18 protein-coding genes are annotated in these 18,946 nt (G+C 67.6%); 11 read left to right on the forward strand and 7 right to left on the reverse strand.

The window, feature by feature from the left end:
* Positions 1 to 29 precede the first annotated feature (29 nt).
* The 6 genes from U0R18_RS09765 to U0R18_RS09790 all read left to right on the forward strand — a co-directional run bounded on the left by U0R18_RS09765 (position 30) and on the right by U0R18_RS09790 (position 6,048).
* Entirely contained in the window at positions 30 to 521 is a 492-nt protein-coding gene (locus U0R18_RS09765) for a beta-class carbonic anhydrase (protein ID WP_526367974.1), read from the forward strand.
* A gap of 166 nt (positions 522 to 687) precedes the next feature.
* On the forward strand, positions 688 to 1,617 hold the full coding sequence (gene cysD / locus U0R18_RS09770) for a sulfate adenylyltransferase subunit CysD (protein WP_526367975.1): 930 nt from the start codon (positions 688 to 690) through the stop codon (positions 1,615 to 1,617).
* Positions 1,617 to 3,476: a sulfate adenylyltransferase subunit CysN gene (cysN, locus tag U0R18_RS09775; RefSeq protein WP_526367976.1), complete on the forward strand. Its 1,860-nt coding sequence runs from the start codon at positions 1,617 to 1,619 to the stop codon at positions 3,474 to 3,476. Before cysD ends, cysN begins: the two co-directional genes overlap by 1 nt.
* A complete protein-coding gene (locus U0R18_RS09780) occupies positions 3,473 to 4,207 on the forward strand; it encodes a 3'(2'),5'-bisphosphate nucleotidase CysQ (protein ID WP_526367977.1) in 735 nt (244 codons plus the stop codon). The genes cysN and U0R18_RS09780 overlap by 4 nt, the downstream gene beginning before the upstream one ends.
* Positions 4,208 to 4,216: 9 nt before the next feature.
* Positions 4,217 to 4,813 (forward strand): cysteine hydrolase family protein, encoded by a 597-nt coding sequence (locus tag U0R18_RS09785; RefSeq protein ID WP_526367978.1) that lies wholly within the window; start codon positions 4,217 to 4,219, stop codon positions 4,811 to 4,813.
* A complete protein-coding gene (locus U0R18_RS09790; RefSeq protein ID WP_526367979.1) occupies positions 4,813 to 6,048 on the forward strand; it encodes a serine hydrolase domain-containing protein in 1,236 nt (411 codons plus the stop codon). Before U0R18_RS09785 ends, U0R18_RS09790 begins: the two co-directional genes overlap by 1 nt.
* Positions 6,049 to 6,056: 8 nt before the next feature.
* On the opposite strand, the gene U0R18_RS09795 is transcribed toward U0R18_RS09790, so the two are convergent.
* Positions 6,057 to 7,469, reverse strand: a complete 1,413-nt coding sequence (locus U0R18_RS09795; RefSeq protein ID WP_526367980.1) for a DUF222 domain-containing protein — start codon at positions 7,467 to 7,469, stop codon at positions 6,057 to 6,059.
* A 134-nt stretch (positions 7,470 to 7,603) separates the two neighbouring features.
* On the opposite strand from U0R18_RS09795, the gene U0R18_RS09800 reads away from it, so the two are divergent.
* Positions 7,604 to 8,077, forward strand: a complete 474-nt coding sequence (locus U0R18_RS09800) for an Rrf2 family transcriptional regulator (RefSeq protein ID WP_526367981.1) — start codon at positions 7,604 to 7,606, stop codon at positions 8,075 to 8,077.
* A gap of 1 nt (position 8,078) precedes the next feature.
* Here the strand turns inward: U0R18_RS09800 and U0R18_RS09805 are convergent, their stop codons facing one another.
* Positions 8,079 to 8,276 (reverse strand): hypothetical protein, encoded by a 198-nt coding sequence (locus tag U0R18_RS09805; RefSeq protein WP_526367982.1) that lies wholly within the window; start codon positions 8,274 to 8,276, stop codon positions 8,079 to 8,081.
* Between the two features lie 55 nt (positions 8,277 to 8,331).
* Here U0R18_RS09805 and U0R18_RS09810 point away from each other — a divergent pair, with 55 nt between their 5' ends.
* The 3 genes from U0R18_RS09810 to U0R18_RS09820 all read left to right on the forward strand — a co-directional run bounded on the left by U0R18_RS09810 (position 8,332) and on the right by U0R18_RS09820 (position 11,591).
* Positions 8,332 to 9,465 carry a TDT family transporter gene (locus U0R18_RS09810; RefSeq protein ID WP_526367983.1) on the forward strand — a complete coding sequence of 378 codons (1,134 nt, stop codon included), beginning with the start codon at positions 8,332 to 8,334 and terminating at the stop codon, positions 9,463 to 9,465.
* A gap of 72 nt (positions 9,466 to 9,537) precedes the next feature.
* Positions 9,538 to 10,419, forward strand: a complete 882-nt coding sequence (locus U0R18_RS09815) for an LLM class flavin-dependent oxidoreductase (RefSeq protein WP_526368286.1) — start codon at positions 9,538 to 9,540, stop codon at positions 10,417 to 10,419.
* Positions 10,416 to 11,591, forward strand: a complete 1,176-nt coding sequence (locus U0R18_RS09820; RefSeq protein WP_526367984.1) for a lactate 2-monooxygenase — start codon at positions 10,416 to 10,418, stop codon at positions 11,589 to 11,591. Before U0R18_RS09815 ends, U0R18_RS09820 begins: the two co-directional genes overlap by 4 nt.
* Here U0R18_RS09820 and U0R18_RS09825 read toward each other — a convergent pair.
* Genes U0R18_RS09825 through U0R18_RS09845 form a run of 5 tightly spaced genes read right to left on the reverse strand, consistent with a single transcriptional unit; the run spans position 11,588 to position 17,163 of the window.
* The gene (locus U0R18_RS09825; protein WP_526367985.1) at positions 11,588 to 12,865 is read right to left on the reverse strand and encodes a DUF4032 domain-containing protein; all 1,278 of its coding nucleotides are present in this window, start codon (positions 12,863 to 12,865) and stop codon (positions 11,588 to 11,590) included. The genes U0R18_RS09820 and U0R18_RS09825 overlap by 4 nt on opposite strands.
* A gap of 3 nt (positions 12,866 to 12,868) precedes the next feature.
* Complete coding sequence (locus U0R18_RS09830) at positions 12,869 to 14,053, reverse strand: ABC transporter ATP-binding protein (protein WP_526367986.1); 1,185 nt, start codon at positions 14,051 to 14,053, stop codon at positions 12,869 to 12,871.
* Positions 14,054 to 14,055: 2 nt separating this feature from the next.
* Positions 14,056 to 14,886 carry a carbohydrate ABC transporter permease gene (locus U0R18_RS09835; protein WP_526367987.1) on the reverse strand — a complete coding sequence of 277 codons (831 nt, stop codon included), beginning with the start codon at positions 14,884 to 14,886 and terminating at the stop codon, positions 14,056 to 14,058.
* Between the two features lie 58 nt (positions 14,887 to 14,944).
* Positions 14,945 to 15,877 (reverse strand): carbohydrate ABC transporter permease, encoded by a 933-nt coding sequence (locus tag U0R18_RS09840; RefSeq protein WP_526367988.1) that lies wholly within the window; start codon positions 15,875 to 15,877, stop codon positions 14,945 to 14,947.
* A complete protein-coding gene (locus U0R18_RS09845) occupies positions 15,874 to 17,163 on the reverse strand; it encodes an extracellular solute-binding protein (RefSeq protein ID WP_526367989.1) in 1,290 nt (429 codons plus the stop codon). Before U0R18_RS09845 ends, U0R18_RS09840 begins: the two co-directional genes overlap by 4 nt.
* 175 nt (positions 17,164 to 17,338) lie before the next feature.
* Between U0R18_RS09845 and U0R18_RS09850 the strand changes: the two genes are divergently transcribed.
* Complete coding sequence (locus U0R18_RS09850) at positions 17,339 to 18,946, forward strand: glycoside hydrolase family 13 protein (protein ID WP_526367990.1); 1,608 nt, start codon at positions 17,339 to 17,341, stop codon at positions 18,944 to 18,946.

Genomic DNA, 18,946 nt, shown 5'->3' on the forward strand with positions numbered 1-18,946 from the left:
GGGCGCGCCCGCGCGTAGCGTCGGTACCCATGACTGTCACCGATGAATACCTGGCCAACAACGCGAAGTACGCGGAGACATTCACGGGCCCGCTTCCGTTGCCGCCCAGCAAGCATGTCGCCGTGGTGGCCTGCATGGACGCCCGGCTCGACGTGTACCGGATTCTCGGCCTGGCCGACGGTGAGGCGCACGTCATCCGCAATGCCGGCGGGGTGGTGACCGACGACGAGATCCGCTCGCTGGCCATCAGTCAGCGCCTACTGGGCACCCGCGAGATCATCCTGATCCACCACACCGACTGCGGCATGCTGACCTTCACCGACGACGAGTTCAAGCGGAAGATCCAGGACGAGACGGGTATAAAGCCGGAATGGGCGGCCGAATCGTTCACCGATCTGGCCGAGGATGTCCGGCAGTCGCTGCGGCGCATCGAGGCCAGCCCGTTCGTCACCAAGCACGAGTCCCTGCGCGGCTTCGTCTTCGACGTCGCCACCGGCCGCCTCGACGAGGTCACCCTCTAAATTCCCTGCCGCCAGCGTGCACCCTTAGGTATTTTCCGGCCACGGAAATGCTCGAGGGTGCACGCTCGCGGTGGAGGCGCGGGGGTTGACGACGCCCCCGATGACTGGTTCTATACCGGGTTAGGAAAGTAATTCTGGTAAATCTAACCAACTTTACGAGGAAGCAATGACCACAGCTGCGGTGGGCCAACCGGCCGCCGGTCAGTACGAGCTGAGCCACCTGCGCGCGCTCGAGGCCGAGGCCATCCACATCATCCGCGAGGTCGCCGCCGAGTTCGAGCGGCCGGTGCTGCTGTTCTCCGGCGGCAAGGACTCGATCGTCATGCTGCACCTGGCCATCAAGGCATTCGCGCCGGGGCGGCTGCCGTTCCCGGTCATGCACGTCGACACCGGCCACAACTTCAATGAGGTCATCGCCACCCGCGACGCCCTGGTGGCGCGCTACGGGCTCCGGCTGGTGGTCGCCAGCGTGCAGGAGGACATCGACGCGGGCCGCGTGGTCGACAACGGGCCGTCGCGCAACCCGCTGCAGACCGTCACGCTGCTGCGGGGCATCCGGGAGAACAAGTTCGACGCCGCGTTCGGCGGTGCCCGTCGTGACGAGGAGAAAGCCCGCGCCAAGGAGCGCGTGTTCAGTTTCCGCGACGAGTTCGGCCAGTGGGACCCCAAGGCGCAGCGGCCCGAGCTGTGGAACCTGTACAACGGTCGGCACCGCAAGGGCGAGCACATCCGGGTGTTCCCGCTGAGCAACTGGACCGAGTACGACATCTGGGCCTACATCGGCGCCGAGAACATCGAGCTGCCGGGCATCTACTACGCCCACAACCGGCCGGTGTTCCAGCGCGACGGCATGCTGCTGGCCGTCCACGAGTTCATGCAGCCGCGCGCCGACGAGCCGGTGTTCGAGGCCTCGGTGCGATTCCGCACCGTCGGCGACGTCACCTGCACCGGTTGCGTGGAATCCACCGCGTCCACCGTCGACGAGGTGATCGCCGAGACCGCGGTCTCGCGGCTGACCGAGCGGGGCGCCACCCGCGCCGACGACCGGATCTCCGAGGCCGGCATGGAAGACCGCAAGCGGGAGGGCTACTTCTGATGACCGCCAACACCACACTATTGAGGATCGCGACAGCCGGCTCGGTCGACGACGGCAAGTCCACCCTGATCGGCCGGCTGCTCTATGACTCGAAGGCCGTCATGGAGGATCAGCTGGCCGCCGTCGAGAAGACCTCCGCCGAGCGGGGCAACGACTACACCGACCTGGCGCTGGTGACCGACGGCCTGCGCGCCGAACGTGAGCAGGGCATCACGATCGACGTGGCGTATCGCTACTTCGCCACGGCCAAGCGGAAATTCATCATCGCCGACACTCCGGGGCACATCCAGTACACCCGCAACATGGTGACCGGAACCTCGACCGCGCAGCTGGCGATCGTGCTCGTCGACGCCCGGCACGGGCTGCTCGAACAGTCCCGCCGGCATGCTTTCCTGGCCTCGCTGCTGGGGGTGCAGCACATTGTGCTGGCAGTCAACAAGATGGACCTGATCGACTGGGACCGTGAGCGTTTCGAGTTCATCCGCGACGAGTTCCATGCGTTCGCGGCTCGTCTGGACATTCACGACGTGACCTCCATCCCGCTCTCGGCGCTCACCGGCGACAACGTCGTCGCCAAGTCCGACAAGACCCCGTGGTACGACGGCCCGGCGCTGCTGAGCCATCTCGAGGACGTCTACATCGCCGGCGACCGGAACCTGGTCGACGTGCGGTTCCCGGTGCAGTACGTGATCCGGCCGATGACCCACGAGCATGCCGACCACCGCAGCTACGCCGGCACCGTCGCCTCCGGCGTGATGCGCCCCGGTGACGAGGTGGTGGTGCTGCCGGGCGGAAAGTCCAGCCGCATCACGACCATCGACGGCCCGTCCGGCCCGGTGCAGGAGGCCTTCCCGCCGATGGCGGTGTCGGTCAGCCTGGCCGACGACATCGACATCTCCCGCGGTGACATGTTGGCCCGGCCCAACAACCAGCCGGCGGCGACCACCGAATTCGACGCCACGGTGTGCTGGATGGCCGACGACGCGGCGCTCGAGCCCGGCCGTGAGTACGTCGTCAAGCACACCACCCGCACCACGCGGGCCCGGGTGGTCGGCCTGGACTACCGGCTCGACGTCAACACCCTGCACCGCGACAAGAGCGCAACGGCGTTGAAGCTCAACGAACTCGGCCGCGTCACCCTGCGCACGCAGGTGCCGGTGCTGCTCGACGAGTATTCGCGCAACTCCGCAACCGGTTCCTTCATCCTGATCGACCCCGACACCAATGTGACGGTGGCCGCCGGTATGGTCCGCGACACCACGCCGGCCGCAACCCGTGCCGCGACGCCGAACACCGTTCGGCATCAGTCGCTGGTGACCGCCGGCGACCGGCTGACCAAGGGCCGCACGCTCTGGTTCACCGGATTGTCCGGCTCGGGCAAATCGTCGATCGCGGTGCTGGTCGAACAGAAACTCCTCGAACATGGTTGTCCCGCATATATTCTCGACGGTGACAACCTGCGGCACGGACTCAATGCGGACCTGGGGTTCTCGATGGCCGACCGTGCCGAGAACCTGCGCCGGCTGGCCCACATCGCCACCCTGATGGCCGACGCCGGCCTGACCGTCATGGTGCCGGCGATCAGCCCGCTCGAGGAGCACCGCGACCTGGCCCGCAAGGTGCACGCCGACGCGGGGATCGAATTCCTCGAGGTGTTCGTCGACACCCCGCTCGAGGACTGCGAGAAGCGGGACCCCAAGGGCCTGTACAAGAAGGCCCGGGCCGGGGAGATCACCCACTTCACCGGTATCGACAGCCCCTACCAGCGCCCGAAGAATCCCGACCTGAGGCTGACGCCCGAGCATGCGCCGGACGAGTTGGCGCAACGGGTGGTCGAGTTGCTGGAGCGCGAATCGTGAGCGATCACGAACTGGCGGCACGCCTGGCGGCCGCCGCGGGAGAGCTGCTGCTCGGGGTGCGGTCCGAGCTGGCCGACGCCACCGCCGACGAGCGAAAAGCGGTAGGGGACAAGCGTTCCCATGACTTCCTGATGGCCGCGCTGGCTGCCGAACGGCCCGGCGACGCGGTGTTGTCCGAAGAAGGTGTGGACGACCCGGTTCGGCTGACCGCGAAGCGGGTCTGGATCGTGGACCCGCTGGACGGCACCCGGGAGTTCTCCGAACTCGGGCGCGACGACTGGGCGGTGCACGTAGCTCTTTGGCAGGAGGGCGAACTGGTCGCCGGGGCCGTCGCGCTGCCCGCACAGGGGGTGACGCTGGCCACGCCGGACGTGGCCGCGCCGCCGTCGGCGCCGGCAACTCCGAGAATCGTGGTGTCGCGGACCCGGCCACCGGCGATCGCCCTGGCCGTGCGCGACGCCCTGGGCGGTGAGTTGGTCGAAATGGGTTCTGCCGGAGCGAAAGTCGCCTCGGTGGTGCAGGGCATCTCCGATATCTACGTGCACGCCGGCGGTCAATATGAGTGGGATTCGGCGGCTCCGGTCGCGGTGGCCCGGGCCGCCGGGCTGCACACCTCCCGCATCGACGGCTCACCGCTGGTCTACAACCAGGTGGACGTGAAGTTGCCGGATCTGATCGTCTGCCGGCCCGAGTACGCCGATGCGGTGCTGGCGGTGACCGGCCAGGCGTAGCTTGGCCATATGCCCGAGCACCCGACACTGCGCACCCTGTCCGGACTGTCACCCGCGCCCGCCGGCCTGGCCGAGTCCGCGCTGATCCTGATCGACTGCCAGAACACCTACACCACCGGTGTGATGGAACTCGACGGCGTGCAGGGGGCGCTGGACGAAGCCGCGACCCTGCTGGAGCGGGCCCGGGTGGCCGGGGTGCCCGTGATCCACATCCAGCACGACGCGGGCCCGGGCTCGCCGTACGACGTTCGCACCGACATCGGCGCCATCGTCGAGCGGGTGGCGCCGCGCGCGGGGGAACCGGTGGTGGTCAAGAACTATCCGAACTCGTTCGTGCAGACCGATCTCGATCAGCTGCTGAAGGAACGCGCCGTCAGCAATTTGGTGCTGGCCGGGTTCATGACCCACATGTGCGTGAACTCCACCGCCCGCGGCGCCTTCAACCTGGGCTACGCGCCGACGGTGGTGGCCGCTGCAACCGCGACCCGCCCACTTCCCGCGCTGGGTGCGGAGGTGCCCGCCGCCGCGATGCAGTCGGCGAGCCTGGCGGCGATGGCCGACCTGTTCGCCGTCGTGGTGCCCGATGCGGCGACACTGCCGGACTGATGCTCGCGCATGCCGTCCGCGTGGTGGCTACCGCGCTGCTGCTTGCCGGTTGCGCGGCTACCTCGACCACCAGTTCCGCGCTGAGGCCGATCGATGCGTCCGGCTTGCAGGCCGTCGTTGCAAGACTGGCCGAGCAGGTGCGCGTGCCCGGTGCGGTGGTCGTCCTGCGCACGCCCCAGGGGAACGTCACCGCGGCCGTCGGCACCACCGAGTTGGACACCCAGACCCCTCCGACAGCGGGCACCCATTTCCGGATCGCGTCCAATACCAAGACGATGACCGCCGCGCTGATCATGCTGCTGGCCCAGGACGGCAAACTGCGCCTCACGGATCCGGTCGCCGAATACGTGCCGAATGTGCCCAACGGCAACAACATCTCCCTCGCGCAATTGCTCGAGATGCGCAGCGGCCTGTACAACTACACCGCCGATCCGGGATTCGCCGCCACCCTCGACGCCGATCCCGCCAAGGTGTGGACGCCACGGGAGGGTCTGGAGATCGCCTTCCGGCACCCGCCGGAATTCGCCCCCGGCACGTCCTACGAGTACAACAACACCAACTACGCTCTACTGGGTCTGGTCGCCGAGAAGGCCGGCGGCCTTTCACTGGCCGACCAGTTCCAGGATCGGTTGTTCGGCCCGCTGAGCCTGCGCCAGACGTCGCTGCCGGCGGCGGCCGACGCCGGTGCCATCTCCCCGCCGTTCTCGCACGGATACATGTACGGTGTAACGCGTTACGCGCTCGCCGACGACCCCTACCCCGCCGACCTCCAGGCGGCGGCGCGGTCCGGAGCACTGCGGCCGGTGGACTACACGCAGCAGAACTCGTCGTACGCCACCGCGGCCGGCGGAGCGATCTCCACCGCCGACGATCTGGCCACCTGGATCCGCGCGCTGGTCTCCGGTCGGGTGTTCGGCGCCGACGTCCAGAAGCAGTGGCTGGCCAGTCTGCGGGCCGAGGATCCCGCGGAGCCCGACGGCAAGAAATATGGCTACGGCATCTCCTACCAGCGGTTCGGCCCCCACGCGGCGATGTACTACCACGGCGGGGAACTGCCCGGATTCAACTCCTTCATCGGCCATGACCCGGACAACGATGTGACGCTGGTGATCTGGACCAATCTCACGCTGGACGCCGATGGCCGGACGACGGCCAATGCGATGCTCCCGGCGATCCTCGATGAGGTCTACACCGGTATGTCGTTGACGTCGCCCACCCCCACCGCCACGAGATGATCTCATGCTCAACCACTTTCGTCATCGGTGAGGTGTTCGTCCTCGGCGATGAGCTCTTGCGGATGGTGTAGATGGTTGACCTCCGGCGGACCCGTGCCATCGGACCAGGCCAACCGGCCATCGTCGGTGATCTCGGTGGTGTAGGTGCCGTCGGTAGCGGCCTTGTGCGACGGGCCGCAGGCGAAGAAGAGCTTGTCGGCGTCAGTCGGCCCGCTGTTGACGTGGTCCACCGGCGCGTGATGGACCTCCGAGTGGTAGCCCGGCTCTGCGCAGCGCGGGTGCGTGCAGCCGTGATCCCTTGCATAGCAGACGATTCGCTGATCAGGGGTGGCGAGTCGGTGGCTGCGGCCCAGGTACAACGGCCGCTGGGAATGATTCTCGAAGACCACCAGATAGTGGATCGCGTTGGCGGCCATCGCGATCAGATCGCGCATGGGCAGCGTCGATCCACCGCCGGTGCGCGCGGGACCCGGCATCGTGATATCGGGGTTGGCGACCGCGGCGGCGGCCTGCTCGAGCTCGGCCAGCGTCGTCGTGGTGATGACGGTGACGGGCAGCCCGCGATGAGTGCCGAGGTTTCCCGACGCGAGCGCTGTCCGCATTCCCCACGCGAATGCGTCATGCAGCCGTTGGGATTTCGTCCGGGTGTCCATCGACGCATCGACCACGGTCTGATCGGATTCGGGCAGGTGATGGCCGGGCCGCATCGCCGCGGCGATGGGCTCGAAGTAGGCCCGGGCCTCCGGGGTCAGGTAGCCGTGCAGCTTGCTCATGCCGTCGGGGCCCTGGGGACCGAGTACCAGTCCGCGACGATTCTGCCGGTCGACGTCGTCGAAGAAGCCTTCCGGATTCAGCTCCTCGGCCAGCGCCTTTCCTACCGTCGCGACGAACTGGTGGTCTTCGACCCGGGCGTGCCGCACAAGCGTCCGTTCGGCTTTGGCCCGGTTCTCGGCATCGACCACCTTCGGCAGCAGATCCATTGCCTTGCACACTTCGCGGATCTGTTCCTCGCTGAGCTCACCGGCATCGACGGCGGCGCCCAACTCGGGCAGTTCGGCCGGCAGGGTTTCGCCGTTGAAAGCGCGCCGCGGGCAGATCCGGGCGGCCAGTTTCATTCGGCGAGTGACTTCGTTGGCCGTGATCCGCAGCCGTTTGCGCAATAGATCGCGGACCTTCACCCCGCACGATGGGCCGGGCCCGTCGGGCGGCTCGGCGATCTGCCCGAACACCCGGTACATCAGTCCGCGGTTCACCCGGTCCTGGGTTTCGAGCCGATCGGCCAGCTCGATCCGGAACGCGTTGCCGACCTCGTCGGTGGAGCATTCGCGTAGCCGCTCGAGTGCTGCATCGATCGCGTCCAACTCCGCACGCACGCGGGCGCGTGCCACATCGGGCGGCAGGTAGGCAGGGGGCGCGGACATGACCCCACGGTATTCGCACAACCGTTCGAAGAGACGCGAGCTGTGCTGGCGGGAGGTAGATCTGTGGACGAAGTCGCAACTGTGGACAACGCACCATTCCTGATTAATCCGGCCTGAAATGACACAATTGACCCATGCGCATGTCGGCCAAGGCGGAGTACGCCGTCCGCGCCATGGTCCAACTGGCCACCGAAGAGCCTGGCGTCCTGGTCAAGACCGACGACCTCGCCAAGGCCCAGAGCATCCCGCCGCAGTTCCTGGTCGACATTCTCTCGGACCTGCGCACCGATCGGCTGGTGCGCAGCCAGCGCGGCCGCGACGGCGGCTACGAACTTGCCCGGCCCGCCGCGCAGATCAGCATCGCCGACGTCCTGCGGTGCATCGACGGGCCCTTGGCCAGCGTTCGGGACATCGGCCTCGGCGATCTGCCGTATGCCGGCCCCACCGCGGCGCTGACGGACGTGTGGCGCGCCCTCCGGGCGAGCATGCGATCCGTCCTCGAACGCACGACGCTCGCAGACGTCGCCGCAGGCGAGCTGCCCGGGCATGTCGCCCAGATGGCCGACGACTACCGCGCGCAGGAAGCCACCCGAGGGCACCGCGAATGACTCACTCGTCGGCTGCCTGATCCTTGCCGTATTTGGGATTGCCGTCCTCGTCGAGCCAGTCGTTGACGGCGGTACCCGACACCGTGCCGTGCGAGCCCGGCAGCACCACCGTCGGCCGGTCCTCGTAGGCCCGGGCCATGTCGGCCGCGGCCTCCTTCGCGTCGTCGGTCACCTCGGGTTGCGAATCATCTGTAGCCATTTCCTTCGGCTGCCCGCAAATGTGACGCACGAAACAACGGGGCGTCTGTGAAGCTATGGCCATGACGGAACGCCAGCAGCATCGTGTCGAGGTGCTGGGCAACATCGGGCCCAACTGGTTCGCCTCGGTGATGGGCACCGGGATCGTCGCCACCGCGGGCGCCACCCTGCCGGCCCACCTCCCGGGACTGCGGGTGTTCACCGACATCGTGTGGGTGTTCGCGGCACTGCTTCTCCTGGTCCTCGTCGCCGTGGTCGGCGGCCACTGGCTGCGCAATCCGAGGGTCGCGCGTACGCACGCCCGCAATCCGCAGATGGCCCACTTCTACGGCGCGGCACCGATGGCGCTGCTGACGGTTGCCGCGGGTGCGCTGCTCGTCGGGTATCGGCTGATCGGCGAACGCGTCGCCGTCGACGCGGCGTGGGTGCTCTGGACGGCCGGCACCATCGGCGGCCTGTTCACCGCGGTGAGCATCCCGTTCCTGATGTTCACCCAGCACAATGTCGAACCCGACTCGGCGTTCGGCGGTTGGCTGATGCCCGTGGTGCCGCCCATGGTTTCCGCCGCCACGGGCGCCCTGCTCATCCCGCACATGGCGCCGGGAACGGGCCGCCAAACGATGCTGTACGGCTGCTACGCGATGTTCGGCCTGTCGCTGGTCGCCTCGCTGATCATCATCTCGATGATCTGGAGCCGGCTGGCGTTGTACGGCACGTCGGGCACCGCGCGGGTGCCGACGTTGTGGATCGTGCTCGGTCCGCTGGGCCAGGCGATCACCGTCGTGGGCCTGCTCGGCACCAACGCCGCCCTGGCGGTGGAGCCCGAAATCGCCCAATCCCTGGGCGCTTTCGCGATCATCTTCGGCGTCCCGGTGTGGGGCTTCGCGGTGCTGTGGATCGCCTTGGCCGCCACGCTGACGATCCGGACGATGCGGCGCGGCATGCCGTTCGCGCTCACGTGGTGGAGCCTCACCTTCCCGGTCGGCACCTTCGTCACCGGCACCACCCAACTCGCGCTGCACACCCATCTGCCCGCGTTCCGCTACGCCGCGGTGATCGCCTACCTCGGGTTGCTGAGCACCTGGGTGCTGGTGGCGATCCGCACGACGCGCGGCAGTGTCCGGGGCAACCTGCTCCAACCGCCTCCGGGCGGCGGACCGGTACGGGCGCACAAGGATCCGGCGAAGTGAGACCCACCGCCTGACCGGTCCCGCCCCGGTGGCCGGGGACGTCGTGCCACAATCGGCCACGTGCACGTCGGGATGACACTGCCGGTGATGGAACCGGACCTGGACGCCGCGACGCTGCGGACGTGGGCGCAGATCGTCGACGACGGTCCGTTCTCATCGCTGTGCTGGGGTGAGCGGATCGCCTTCACCAACCCCGACAGCCTGACGCTGCTGGGCGCCCTGACGGCCTGGACCGACCGGGTCGAATTGGTGACGACGGTGATCGTGCCCCAGTTGCACGATCCCGTGATGTGCGCGAAGGCCCTGGCGACCGCCGACATGCTCTGCGGCGGCCGGCTGACCGTCGGCATCGGAGTCGGTGGTCGCCACGAGGATTACCACGCCGTCGGCGCCGATCCCAGCACCCAGACCATGCGGGCCATGGCCGAGCGCGTCGGGATCATGCGGCGGGTGTGGGCGGGGGAGAAGATCACCGAGTCGGTGCTGCCGGTCGGCCCGGCGCCGGCGCAGCCCGGCGGACCCCGACTGCTGGTCGGCACCATCGGACCGAAGACCGTACGCAGCGCGGCGTCCTGGGCCGACGGCCTGGCCGGCATCTCCATGGATCTCGACACCGTGAAGGAGAACGCGCTGTTCGACGTCGCACGCGAATCCTGGTCCCAGGCAGGCAAACCCGCGCCCCATCTGGCGACCTCGTTCTGGTTCGCGCTCGGCGAGCCGGAGGCAGCCCGCGATCAGGTTCGTCGGCATCTGTTGCGCTACATGAATTGGATCCCGGCCGATCTGGTCGAGGCAATCGCCCCCACCACCGGGTGGTCCGGATCCGAGGACCAACTGGCTGCCCAACTCAGGGCGTTCGAGGCCATCGGGTGCGACGAGATCCACTTGATCCCAACCAGTTCCGATGTCGACCAGCTTCGGCGTGCCGCCGAAGTCGCAAAGGATTTCGCATGACCACTCCGTTCGGTGCCTACCAGTACGAGATCTACTTCCAGGGACTCACCGGCGTCCTGCCGAAGCTGCCGATGTCGTATCCCGAACTCGAGGCCCGCGCGCAGCAGGCGTTGCCGCCATCGGTGTGGTCGTATGTCGCCGGCGGGGCGGGTGACGAACGCACCCAGGACGTCAACGCGACCGCCTTCGCGAACTGGGGTCTGATGCCCCGCATGCTCGTCGGCGCCACCGAGCGGGACCTGTCGGTCGAACTGTGGGGAAAGCGTTGGCCGGCACCGATCTTCATGGCACCCATCGGCGTGATCGCGCTGTGCGCGCAGGACGCTCACGGCGACCTGGCCACCGCCCGTGCCGCCGCAGCGACCGGCGTACCGATGTGCGCGTCCACCCTTGTCGCGGATCCGATGGAGGACGTCGCCGCGGAATTCGGCGACACCCCGGGGCTCTACCAGCTGTACTGTCCGACCGACCGGGAGATCGCGGAGAGTCTGGTCCACCGCGCCGAATCCGCGGGTTACGCGGGCATTGTGGTCACGCTGGACACCTGGATCCCCGGTTGGCGTCCCCGCGATCTCGCGACCTCGAACTTCCCGCAGTTGCGCGGGCATTGCCTGGCCAACTACACCAGCGACCCGGTGTTCCGGCAGAAGGCGGGCCTGGCCGAGTTTTCTGGGGGCATGCCCCCCGGTGAGGCCGTCATGTTCTGGGCGAGCGTCTTCGGCAAATCGCTCACGTGGGACGACCTGACCTGGCTGCGGTCGCTGACCAAGCTGCCGCTGATCCTCAAGGGGATTTGTCATCCCGAAGATGCCAGGCGTGCAATCGATTACGGGGTCGACGGCATCTACTGCTCCAATCACGGCGGGCGGCAGGCCAACGGTGGGCTGCCCGCCATCGACTGCCTGCCCGGCGTGGTGGCGGCCTCCGGCGACCTGCCGGTGTTGTTCGACTCCGGAATCCGTTCCGGTGCGGACATCATCAAGGCGCTGGCCCTGGGCGCCAGCGCCGTCGGGATCGGGCGGCCCTACGCCTACGGGCTGGCGCTCGGCGGTGTCGACGGCATCGTGCACGTCCTGCGTTCCCTGCTCGCCGAGGCCGATCTGATCATGGCGGTCGACGGCTACCCGACGCTGGCCGATCTGACGCCCGACGCCCTGCGCCGGGTCACCTAATCGTCCTCGAAGTCCTCGTCGAATACGACCTCGAACGGTTCGGTGGGAGTCTCGACCACCACCAACTTCGCCGCCGAATCGGTTGGCACGACGTTATGTCCCAGTGCGGCAAGGGCTTTCTCGGTACCCACATCGTGCCCGGCGCGCTCGCTCAGCAGCCAGCGGACCTCCAGCAGGTCGCAGTACGCCTGGATCGGGGTGCCGGTGTTGCCGACGGCAGCATGCGCGCGATCCATGCCCGGCAGGGCGATCTCCCGCAGCCACAGCTGCGCCGCCGTGGTCTCGCTGACGTCCTCGCCCCCTTCCCGGCTCAGCTGCACCTGGTAGGCGTGCAGTTCGCCGAGCAGGATGCGGGCCTGGCCCTCGCCGACGTCGAGCCCGGTCAGAGCGTGCAGGTGGGTCGCGTGGTAGCGGCGGTCGCCGACGGCCACGTGCAGCCGCAGATCGTTGCCCGCCGTCCCGCTGGGCCGCAGCGTCACTTCGTCGACGGCGAAGCCGAGCTCATGCAGTCGGCGGATGGTGCCCTCCACCCGGTAGCGGTCGGCGAAGCCGAAAACCGGTTCGCTGTGCAGGATTTCCCACAGCGTCTGGTAGCGGCGGCGGATGTCGATGGCCTCGGTCAGCAGAGTGGCCCGAAGTTCCGCCGAGCGGCCCAGCCGGGCGGCGATGTCGTCCAGCCCCGCAGCGACGTTCTCCACCAGGATGTCGACGTCGAGTTCGCGCTGCCCGTCGGAGAGCCGGGGGTGCACCTCGCTGGTCTCGGCGTCGACGAGCCAGGCCTGCAGCACCTGGCCGTCCCGGGAGAACAGGGTGTTCGCCAGGGAACAGTCACCCCAGAACACGCCGTGCCGGTGCAGTTCGACCAACAGCGAGGCCATCGCGTCGTACAGCCGGTCCCGCTGGCGCGGCTGATCGGGGGGCAGTCGCAGGAACAGCCGACGGTACTGCCAGGAGCCCTCGAGGTAGCGCGTGACCATCAATGCGGTGCCGAAGTCGGGCTGAACCACCACCCCGGCCGGGCGAACGGCGTTGAGCGACAACTCTTCCAGATGACGCAGCACGTCGTACTCGCGGACGGCCAGCCGCGGCGGCAGCTCCTTGACCGCCCATAGCGCGCCGTCGCAGTCGACGAACTTCACCAGATGCCGGCTGGGGCCGACGGCGACGTCACGCAGGGGAACGTCGGGCATCAACCACTGCGCCAGTGGTAGGTCCCAGGGCAGGGCCAGTAGACCGGGGGTGGGCGCCCGCAGGCGCAGCTCCGGCGGTCGCACGGCTCAGGCGGTTGCCGCCGCCGACGCTGTGCGGGTGAGGTTTTCGCCGGTTCTCGGATCGAACAGATGAATCCGAGAGGTGTCCAGCCAGATGTCGGCCCGGCTGCCCGGTGCGACTTGGCTGGCCGGATCGAGCTCCACGCAGATCTGGGTCCGCAGGTGTTCGCTGTCCAGATCGTTGGCCAGCCGCGCCAATTGCGCGGAGATGTCCGCCGGGGCATCGTAGGGCACGAAAGCGTACTGCTCGTTGCCCATCCATTCGGTGACGTCCACGTCGACGGCGAATGTCGCACCGCGCCCGGCCTTCACCGCATCGACCAGGGTGGCGTCCTCGAAGCTGCCCGGCCGGATACCGGCGATGAAGACGGTGTCGCCGCCGCCCAGGTGCTCCCACTCCGGCCGCAGTGGCACTGACACGAACGGCAGTTCGAGTTGGTCGCCCTGGATCCGGGCGGGCACGAAGTTCATCGGCGGTGAGCCGATGAACCCGGCGACGAACAGGTTGACCGGGTTCTCGTAGAGTTCCCGCGGCGACGCGACCTGTTGCAGCACACCCTTTTTCAGCACCGCGACCCGGTCACCCAGCGTCATGGCCTCGGTCTGGTCATGGGTGACGTACACCGTGGTGACGCCCAGACGGCGCTGCAGGCGCAGGATCTCGGTGCGCATCTGGCCGCGCAGCTTGGCGTCCAGGTTGGACAGCGGCTCGTCGAACAGGAACGCGTCCGCTTGCCGGACGATCGCTCGGCCCATCGCGACGCGCTGGCGCTGACCGCCGGAGAGGTTGGCGGGCTTGCGGTCCAGATGCTCCTGCAACTCGAGGGTCCGGGCCGCGTCCTCGACCCGGCTGCGGATCTCGGCGTCGGACAGCTTGCCCGACAGCCGCAGTGGGAAGGCGATGTTCTCGAATACGGTCAGATGCGGGTACAGCGCGTAGTTCTGGAACACCATCGCCAGGTTGCGGTCCCGGGGTGCCTTGTCGTTCACCAGCTTTCCACCGATGTACATCTCGCCGGAGGTGATGTCCTCGAGCCCGACGATCATCCGCAGCAGCGTCGACTTACCGCATCCGGACGGCCCGACCAGGATCATGAACTCGCCGTCGGCGATGTCGAGGCTGATGTCGTTGACGGCCGGGTAGCCGTCGCCGTACCGCTTGACGATGTTGCGCATCGAGATTTCGGCCATGGTTATCCCTTCACCGCTCCGGAGGTCAGGCCCGCCACGATCCGGCGCTGGAAGACGAGCACCAGGATCACCACGGGGATGGTCACGACGACCGAGGCCGCCATGATGTAGGGCACCGCGGACTGGAAGTACGAGGCGCCCTGGAAGAAGGCCAGCGCCGCGGGCACGGTGCGGGCATTGTCGGTCGAGGTCAGCGAGATCGCGAACAGGAAGTCGTTCCAGCAGAAGAAGAACGTCAGGATCGCCGTGGTGAACACGCCCGGTGCCGCCAGCGGCACGATCACCTTCCGGAACGCCTGCCATGACGTCGCGCCGTCCACCTGGGCGGCGTGCTCCATCTCCCACGGGATCTGCCGGAAGAACGCCGACAGCGTCCAGATCGACAGCGGCAGGGCGAAAGTCATGTAAGGGATGATCAGCCCGATCCAGGTGTCGTAGATGCCCAGGTTGCGCCACATGTTGAACAGCGGGCCGACCAGCGCGGCCTGCGGGAACATCGCGATGGCCAGTGCCAGCGACAGCAGCACCTTCTTGCCGGGGAAGTCCAGCCGGGCGATGGCATAGGCGGCGAACATCGCGATGATGACCGACAGGAACGTGGCGATCAGGGCGATGCCGATCGAGTTGATCAGCGCGCGGGTGAAAAGTGGTTGGCCGAAGACCTCGGTGAAATTGTCGAACGTCCATGAGGTGGGCAGGAATTGGGGCTTGCCCGACACGATGTCCGACGCCGGCTTGAAGGCCAGCATGATCATCCACAGCAGCGGGAAGAAGCTGTAGACCACGATGACCAGGCCGGCAATGGTCCACCAGCGTGTTGATCTGGCGCTCATTCGCTCGCTCCTCCTCGGGCCTCGTGCCTCGGCCCGCATCGTCGGCTCGCTGGGGAGGTCATTCGTCGCCCCTCACCTGTGACAGGTCGGTCTTGAAGACTTTTATGAAGATCCAGGCGATCAGCACCACCGACAGGAACAGCAGCACCGAAACCGCCGACCCCATGCCGAGATTCACCAGCGTCACGTTCTGCCGGTAGGCCAGGAACGAAATGGTCTCGGTGTTGTTCGCGCCGCCGGTCATCACGAACGGATTGTCGAAGATCCGCCACGCATCCAGGGTGCGGAAGAGCAGTGCCACCATGATCGCGGCCTTCATGTTCGGCAGCGTTATCTTCCAGAGCCGCTGCCAGGCCGTGGCGCCGTCGACCTGGGCGGCCTCCTGCATGTCCTCGGGCACCTGGACCAGACCGGCCAGCAGTAGCAGCGAGATGAACGGCGTGGTCTTCCAGATCTCCGACAGGCAGATGACGAACAGTGCCGACCAACGCTCGCCGAACCAGTTGAAATCGCCCAGGTGTAGCCAGCCGTTGACGAACCCGGAGTCGATGGCGAAGCCGTAGCGCCAGACGAATGCGGAGACCACGGTGACGATGCCGTACGGGATCAGGATGGCGGTGCGCATCAGGCCGCGGCCGCGGATGATCCGTAGCATCACGTAGGCGAACATGAAGCCGAGCACCAATTCGATGGCCACGGTGACGACGGTGATGAACAGCGTGGTCGCAAAGTCGTTCCACCACACCGGATCCGTCAGGATCACCCCGTAGTTCCGCAGACCGACGAACGTGCGGCCCGCCGGATCGGTCAACCGATAGTTGTACAGCGACAGGAACAGTGCGTACACCAGGGGGTAGGCCGTCACCAGGAGCATCACCACATACGACGGCAGGGTCAGCCAGGTTCCCAGGCGGCGCTCGCCGCGCAGCCGGCTGCTGACCGTGGCCCGGTGCGACGCAGAGTGTTTGGCGCGCTCGTCGATGGTCGTCACAGCAGCCGCCTTCCGTTGAGCACGTCGGCCATGAACTGGTCGGCCCGCTGCGGTGTATCGCTGTTCACCGAGGCCGGCGGATGCCAGGTCTGGATCACCGAGCCGGTGACGTCGACGTAGTACGGCGTCAGGGGCCGTGGCCCGCCCTCGCCGATCGAGTCGCGGATCAGGTCGGCGTTGGGGTACTTCTCCCGGACCTTGGGATCGTTGTAGGACGCCTCGTACGGTGACGGCTCACCCTCGTCGAGCATGTACTGCGTGGCCTTCGGCAGCGCATTGACGCACTCCACCAACCGGACCGCCAGATCGGGATGGCGGGTGTACGCGCCGATGGCGAGGTTCGCGCCGCCCAGCGGCGGCTGGCTCGGTTTGTCGGGGAACACCCGCGGGTAACGCGCCCATCCGATGTCGTCGACCACGTCCTGGCTCAGCGTGCCCTCCTCGACGGCGCTGCGCGCGGCGGCCAGCACGTAGGGCCAGTTCAGCATGAACATGCCGTTGTCGCCCTGGAAGGTTGCCCGCGCCTGTTCCTCTTTCGCGGTCGACAGGTCCGCGGCCGCAGCGGGGGAGCGGGCCAGGCTGCCGATGATCTCGGCCGCCTTCGCGCCGGCCTCGCTCGCCAGACTCGGGGTAGCGTTGCGTCCCGCTTCGGGGTTGGTGATGATGTGTCCGCCCGCCCCCAGCACCAGGGCGTTGACCCACACCATGTAACCCTCGTATCGCGCGCCCTGGACGGCGACGCGTTTGCCTTGTCCCACAGCGGCTTTGATCATCTGGTCCCAGGTGAAATCCGGGTTCTCCGGATTCACTCCCGCCGCGGCGGCCAATGATTTGCGGTACCAGAGCAGCTGCGTGTTGGTCTTGAACGGGGCGGCGTAGAGGGTGTCCTTCCACATGCCCGTCGCCACCGGCGCGGCCAGCATCCCGTCGGTCAGCTTCTGTTTCTCGTCCGCACTGAACGGACGCAGGAACCCCGCGTTGGCGAACTCGGCCGTGTAGACCACATCGGTGCTGAGCACGTCGATCGAGGTGTCCTTGGCGGCCAATCGGCGCACCAGTTGTTCGCGCTGCTGGGTGGCGTCGTTGGGCAGCGTCTCCACCCGGACGCGGTACGCGCCGCCAGAGGCCGCCGCGCAGTCCTGGGCGCGGGTTACCGCGCCGCCGTTGTCGGGCATCGCGAACCACGTGAGCACCGGTGTCCCGCCGTCATCACCGGCACATCCGGCGAGAGCCGTCGCCACCAGCACGCCGGCGGCGCAGGCGGCCAGCTGCCGAAGTTTCGCCATCGAACCTCCACGACCTGAACGGCGATCACCTGCTGACCGTCTCGCGCAAGTGTGGCACAGTTCATAGTTCGTTCAGAGACCCCTGTCGGCGCGTTGCCCGCGGTTGACAGCCTCTCCCCGCGGACCCACCCTGAGGTGCGGCCAGCCGAAAATCGCGCATCCCGATGAGGATTTGATGAACAAGTCATGGTGGGAGACCGCCGTCGTGTACCAGGTGTACATCCGCAGCTTCGCCGACGACAACGGCGACGGCGTCGGCGACATCGCGGGCCTGCGCTCCCGGCTGCCCTATCTGTCGGCGCTGGGGATCGACGCAGTGTGGATCAACCCGTGGTATCCGTCACCGATGGCCGACGCCGGTTACGACGTCGCCGACTACCGGGACATCGAGCCGTCCTACGGCACCCTCGCCGAGGCCCAGGCGTTCATCGCCGACGCGCACGCGGCCGGGATCAAGGTGCTGCTCGATATTGTCCCGAACCACACGTCGGATCACCATGACTGGTTCCGGGCCGCCCTGGCCGGCGAGCCCGATGCCCGCGAGCGCTACCTGTTCCGGGCGGGCCGGGGTGAACTGCCGCCCAACGACTGGCAGAGCGTCTTCGGCGGACCGGCCTGGACGCGCGTCGAGGACGGTTCGTGGTACCTGCACCTGTTCGCCCCCGGCCAACCCGACCTGAACTGGATGCACCCCGATGTCCGTGCCGAATTCGAGAACGTGCTGGGGTTCTGGTTCGACAAGGGCGTCGACGGCTTCCGGATCGACGTGGCGCACGGTCTGGTGAAGGCCGCCGGTCTGCCCGACCGCGGCGTCATCACCGACGGTGTGCAACACAATCAGGCGCACCCGGCCTGGGACCAGGACGGCGTGCACGAGATCTACCGCGGGTGGCGTGCGGTGGCGAATCGTTATGCGCCGGAGCGGATCTTCATCGCCGAGGCGTGGGTTCCGAGCAACGAGCGACTCGCCCGGTATCTCCGCCCCGATGAACTGCACACCGCGTTCCAGTTCGACTTCCTGCGCGCGCCGTGGCGCGCGACGATTCTCCGGACCGTTGTGGACGACGCGATATCGGCGGCCGCGTCCGTGGGGGCCCCGCCAACGTGGGTGCTGTCGAATCACGATGTGCCCCGCACCGTCACGCGGTATTCGCGGTCGCAGCCGAACGGTCTGGTCGAGACCGACTGGGAGCGTGCGCGATGGGCCGAAGAGGAGGCCGACCACGAACTGGGCCGACGGCGGGCGCGGGCATGCGCGCTGTTGCAGTTGGCGTTGCCCGGAACGGCGTACATCTATCAGGGTGAAGAACTCGGCCTCGAGGAGGTCGAGGACATTCCCGACGAGGTCCGTCAGGATCCGACGTGGGTGCAGTCCGGTTTCACCGATGTGGGCCGGGACGGTTGCCGGGTGCCGCTGCCGTGGTCGGGTTCTGTTGCGCCGTATGGCTTTTCACCGACGGCGGTGCCGACCTGGCTGCCGCAGCCCGGGCATTGGGCGGCGTACACGGTGGCGTCCCAGGACGACGATCCCGGATCGTTCCTCGAGCTGTACCGCGCCGCGTTGGCGTCGCGGCCGAGCTTGTGGGTGGACACCGGTGACGTGCGGTGGCTGACCGTCTCGCCCGATGTGCTGGCCTTCGCGCGCAGTACTGCGCAGTGCTGGGTGAACACCGGCGACGTCCCCGTCGATCTGCCGATCGGTCATCACGTGGTGCTGGCGTCGGTGGCCGGTGTTGGTTCGACGCTGCCGCCGGATGCGGCGGCATGGCTCGTCGCGTCATGA

This window comes from Mycobacterium sp. (genome assembly GCF_046330795.1).
Lineage (GTDB): Bacteria > Actinomycetota > Actinomycetes > Mycobacteriales > Mycobacteriaceae > Mycobacterium.

Excerpts from the sequence above, each read along its gene's own strand:
- U0R18_RS09765 (WP_526367974.1), top strand. The coding sequence starts at position 30 with ATGACTGTCACCGATGAATACCTGGCCAACAACGCGAAGTACGCGGAG.
- cysD (WP_526367975.1), top strand. The coding sequence starts at position 688 with ATGACCACAGCTGCGGTGGGCCAACCGGCCGCCGGTCAGTACGAGCTG.
- cysN (WP_526367976.1), top strand. The coding sequence starts at position 1,617 with ATGACCGCCAACACCACACTATTGAGGATCGCGACAGCCGGCTCGGTC.
- U0R18_RS09785 (WP_526367978.1), top strand. The coding sequence starts at position 4,217 with ATGCCCGAGCACCCGACACTGCGCACCCTGTCCGGACTGTCACCCGCG.
- U0R18_RS09790 (WP_526367979.1), top strand. The coding sequence starts at position 4,813 with ATGCTCGCGCATGCCGTCCGCGTGGTGGCTACCGCGCTGCTGCTTGCC.
- U0R18_RS09795 (WP_526367980.1), bottom strand. The coding sequence starts at position 7,469 with ATGTCCGCGCCCCCTGCCTACCTGCCGCCCGATGTGGCACGCGCCCGC.
- U0R18_RS09800 (WP_526367981.1), top strand. The coding sequence starts at position 7,604 with ATGCGCATGTCGGCCAAGGCGGAGTACGCCGTCCGCGCCATGGTCCAA.
- U0R18_RS09805 (WP_526367982.1), bottom strand. The coding sequence starts at position 8,276 with ATGGCTACAGATGATTCGCAACCCGAGGTGACCGACGACGCGAAGGAG.
- U0R18_RS09810 (WP_526367983.1), top strand. The coding sequence starts at position 8,332 with ATGGCCATGACGGAACGCCAGCAGCATCGTGTCGAGGTGCTGGGCAAC.
- U0R18_RS09815 (WP_526368286.1), top strand. The coding sequence starts at position 9,538 with ATGACACTGCCGGTGATGGAACCGGACCTGGACGCCGCGACGCTGCGG.
- U0R18_RS09820 (WP_526367984.1), top strand. The coding sequence starts at position 10,416 with ATGACCACTCCGTTCGGTGCCTACCAGTACGAGATCTACTTCCAGGGA.
- U0R18_RS09830 (WP_526367986.1), bottom strand. The coding sequence starts at position 14,053 with ATGGCCGAAATCTCGATGCGCAACATCGTCAAGCGGTACGGCGACGGC.
- U0R18_RS09835 (WP_526367987.1), bottom strand. The coding sequence starts at position 14,886 with ATGAGCGCCAGATCAACACGCTGGTGGACCATTGCCGGCCTGGTCATC.
- U0R18_RS09845 (WP_526367989.1), bottom strand. The coding sequence starts at position 17,163 with ATGGCGAAACTTCGGCAGCTGGCCGCCTGCGCCGCCGGCGTGCTGGTG.
- U0R18_RS09850 (WP_526367990.1), top strand. The coding sequence starts at position 17,339 with ATGAACAAGTCATGGTGGGAGACCGCCGTCGTGTACCAGGTGTACATC.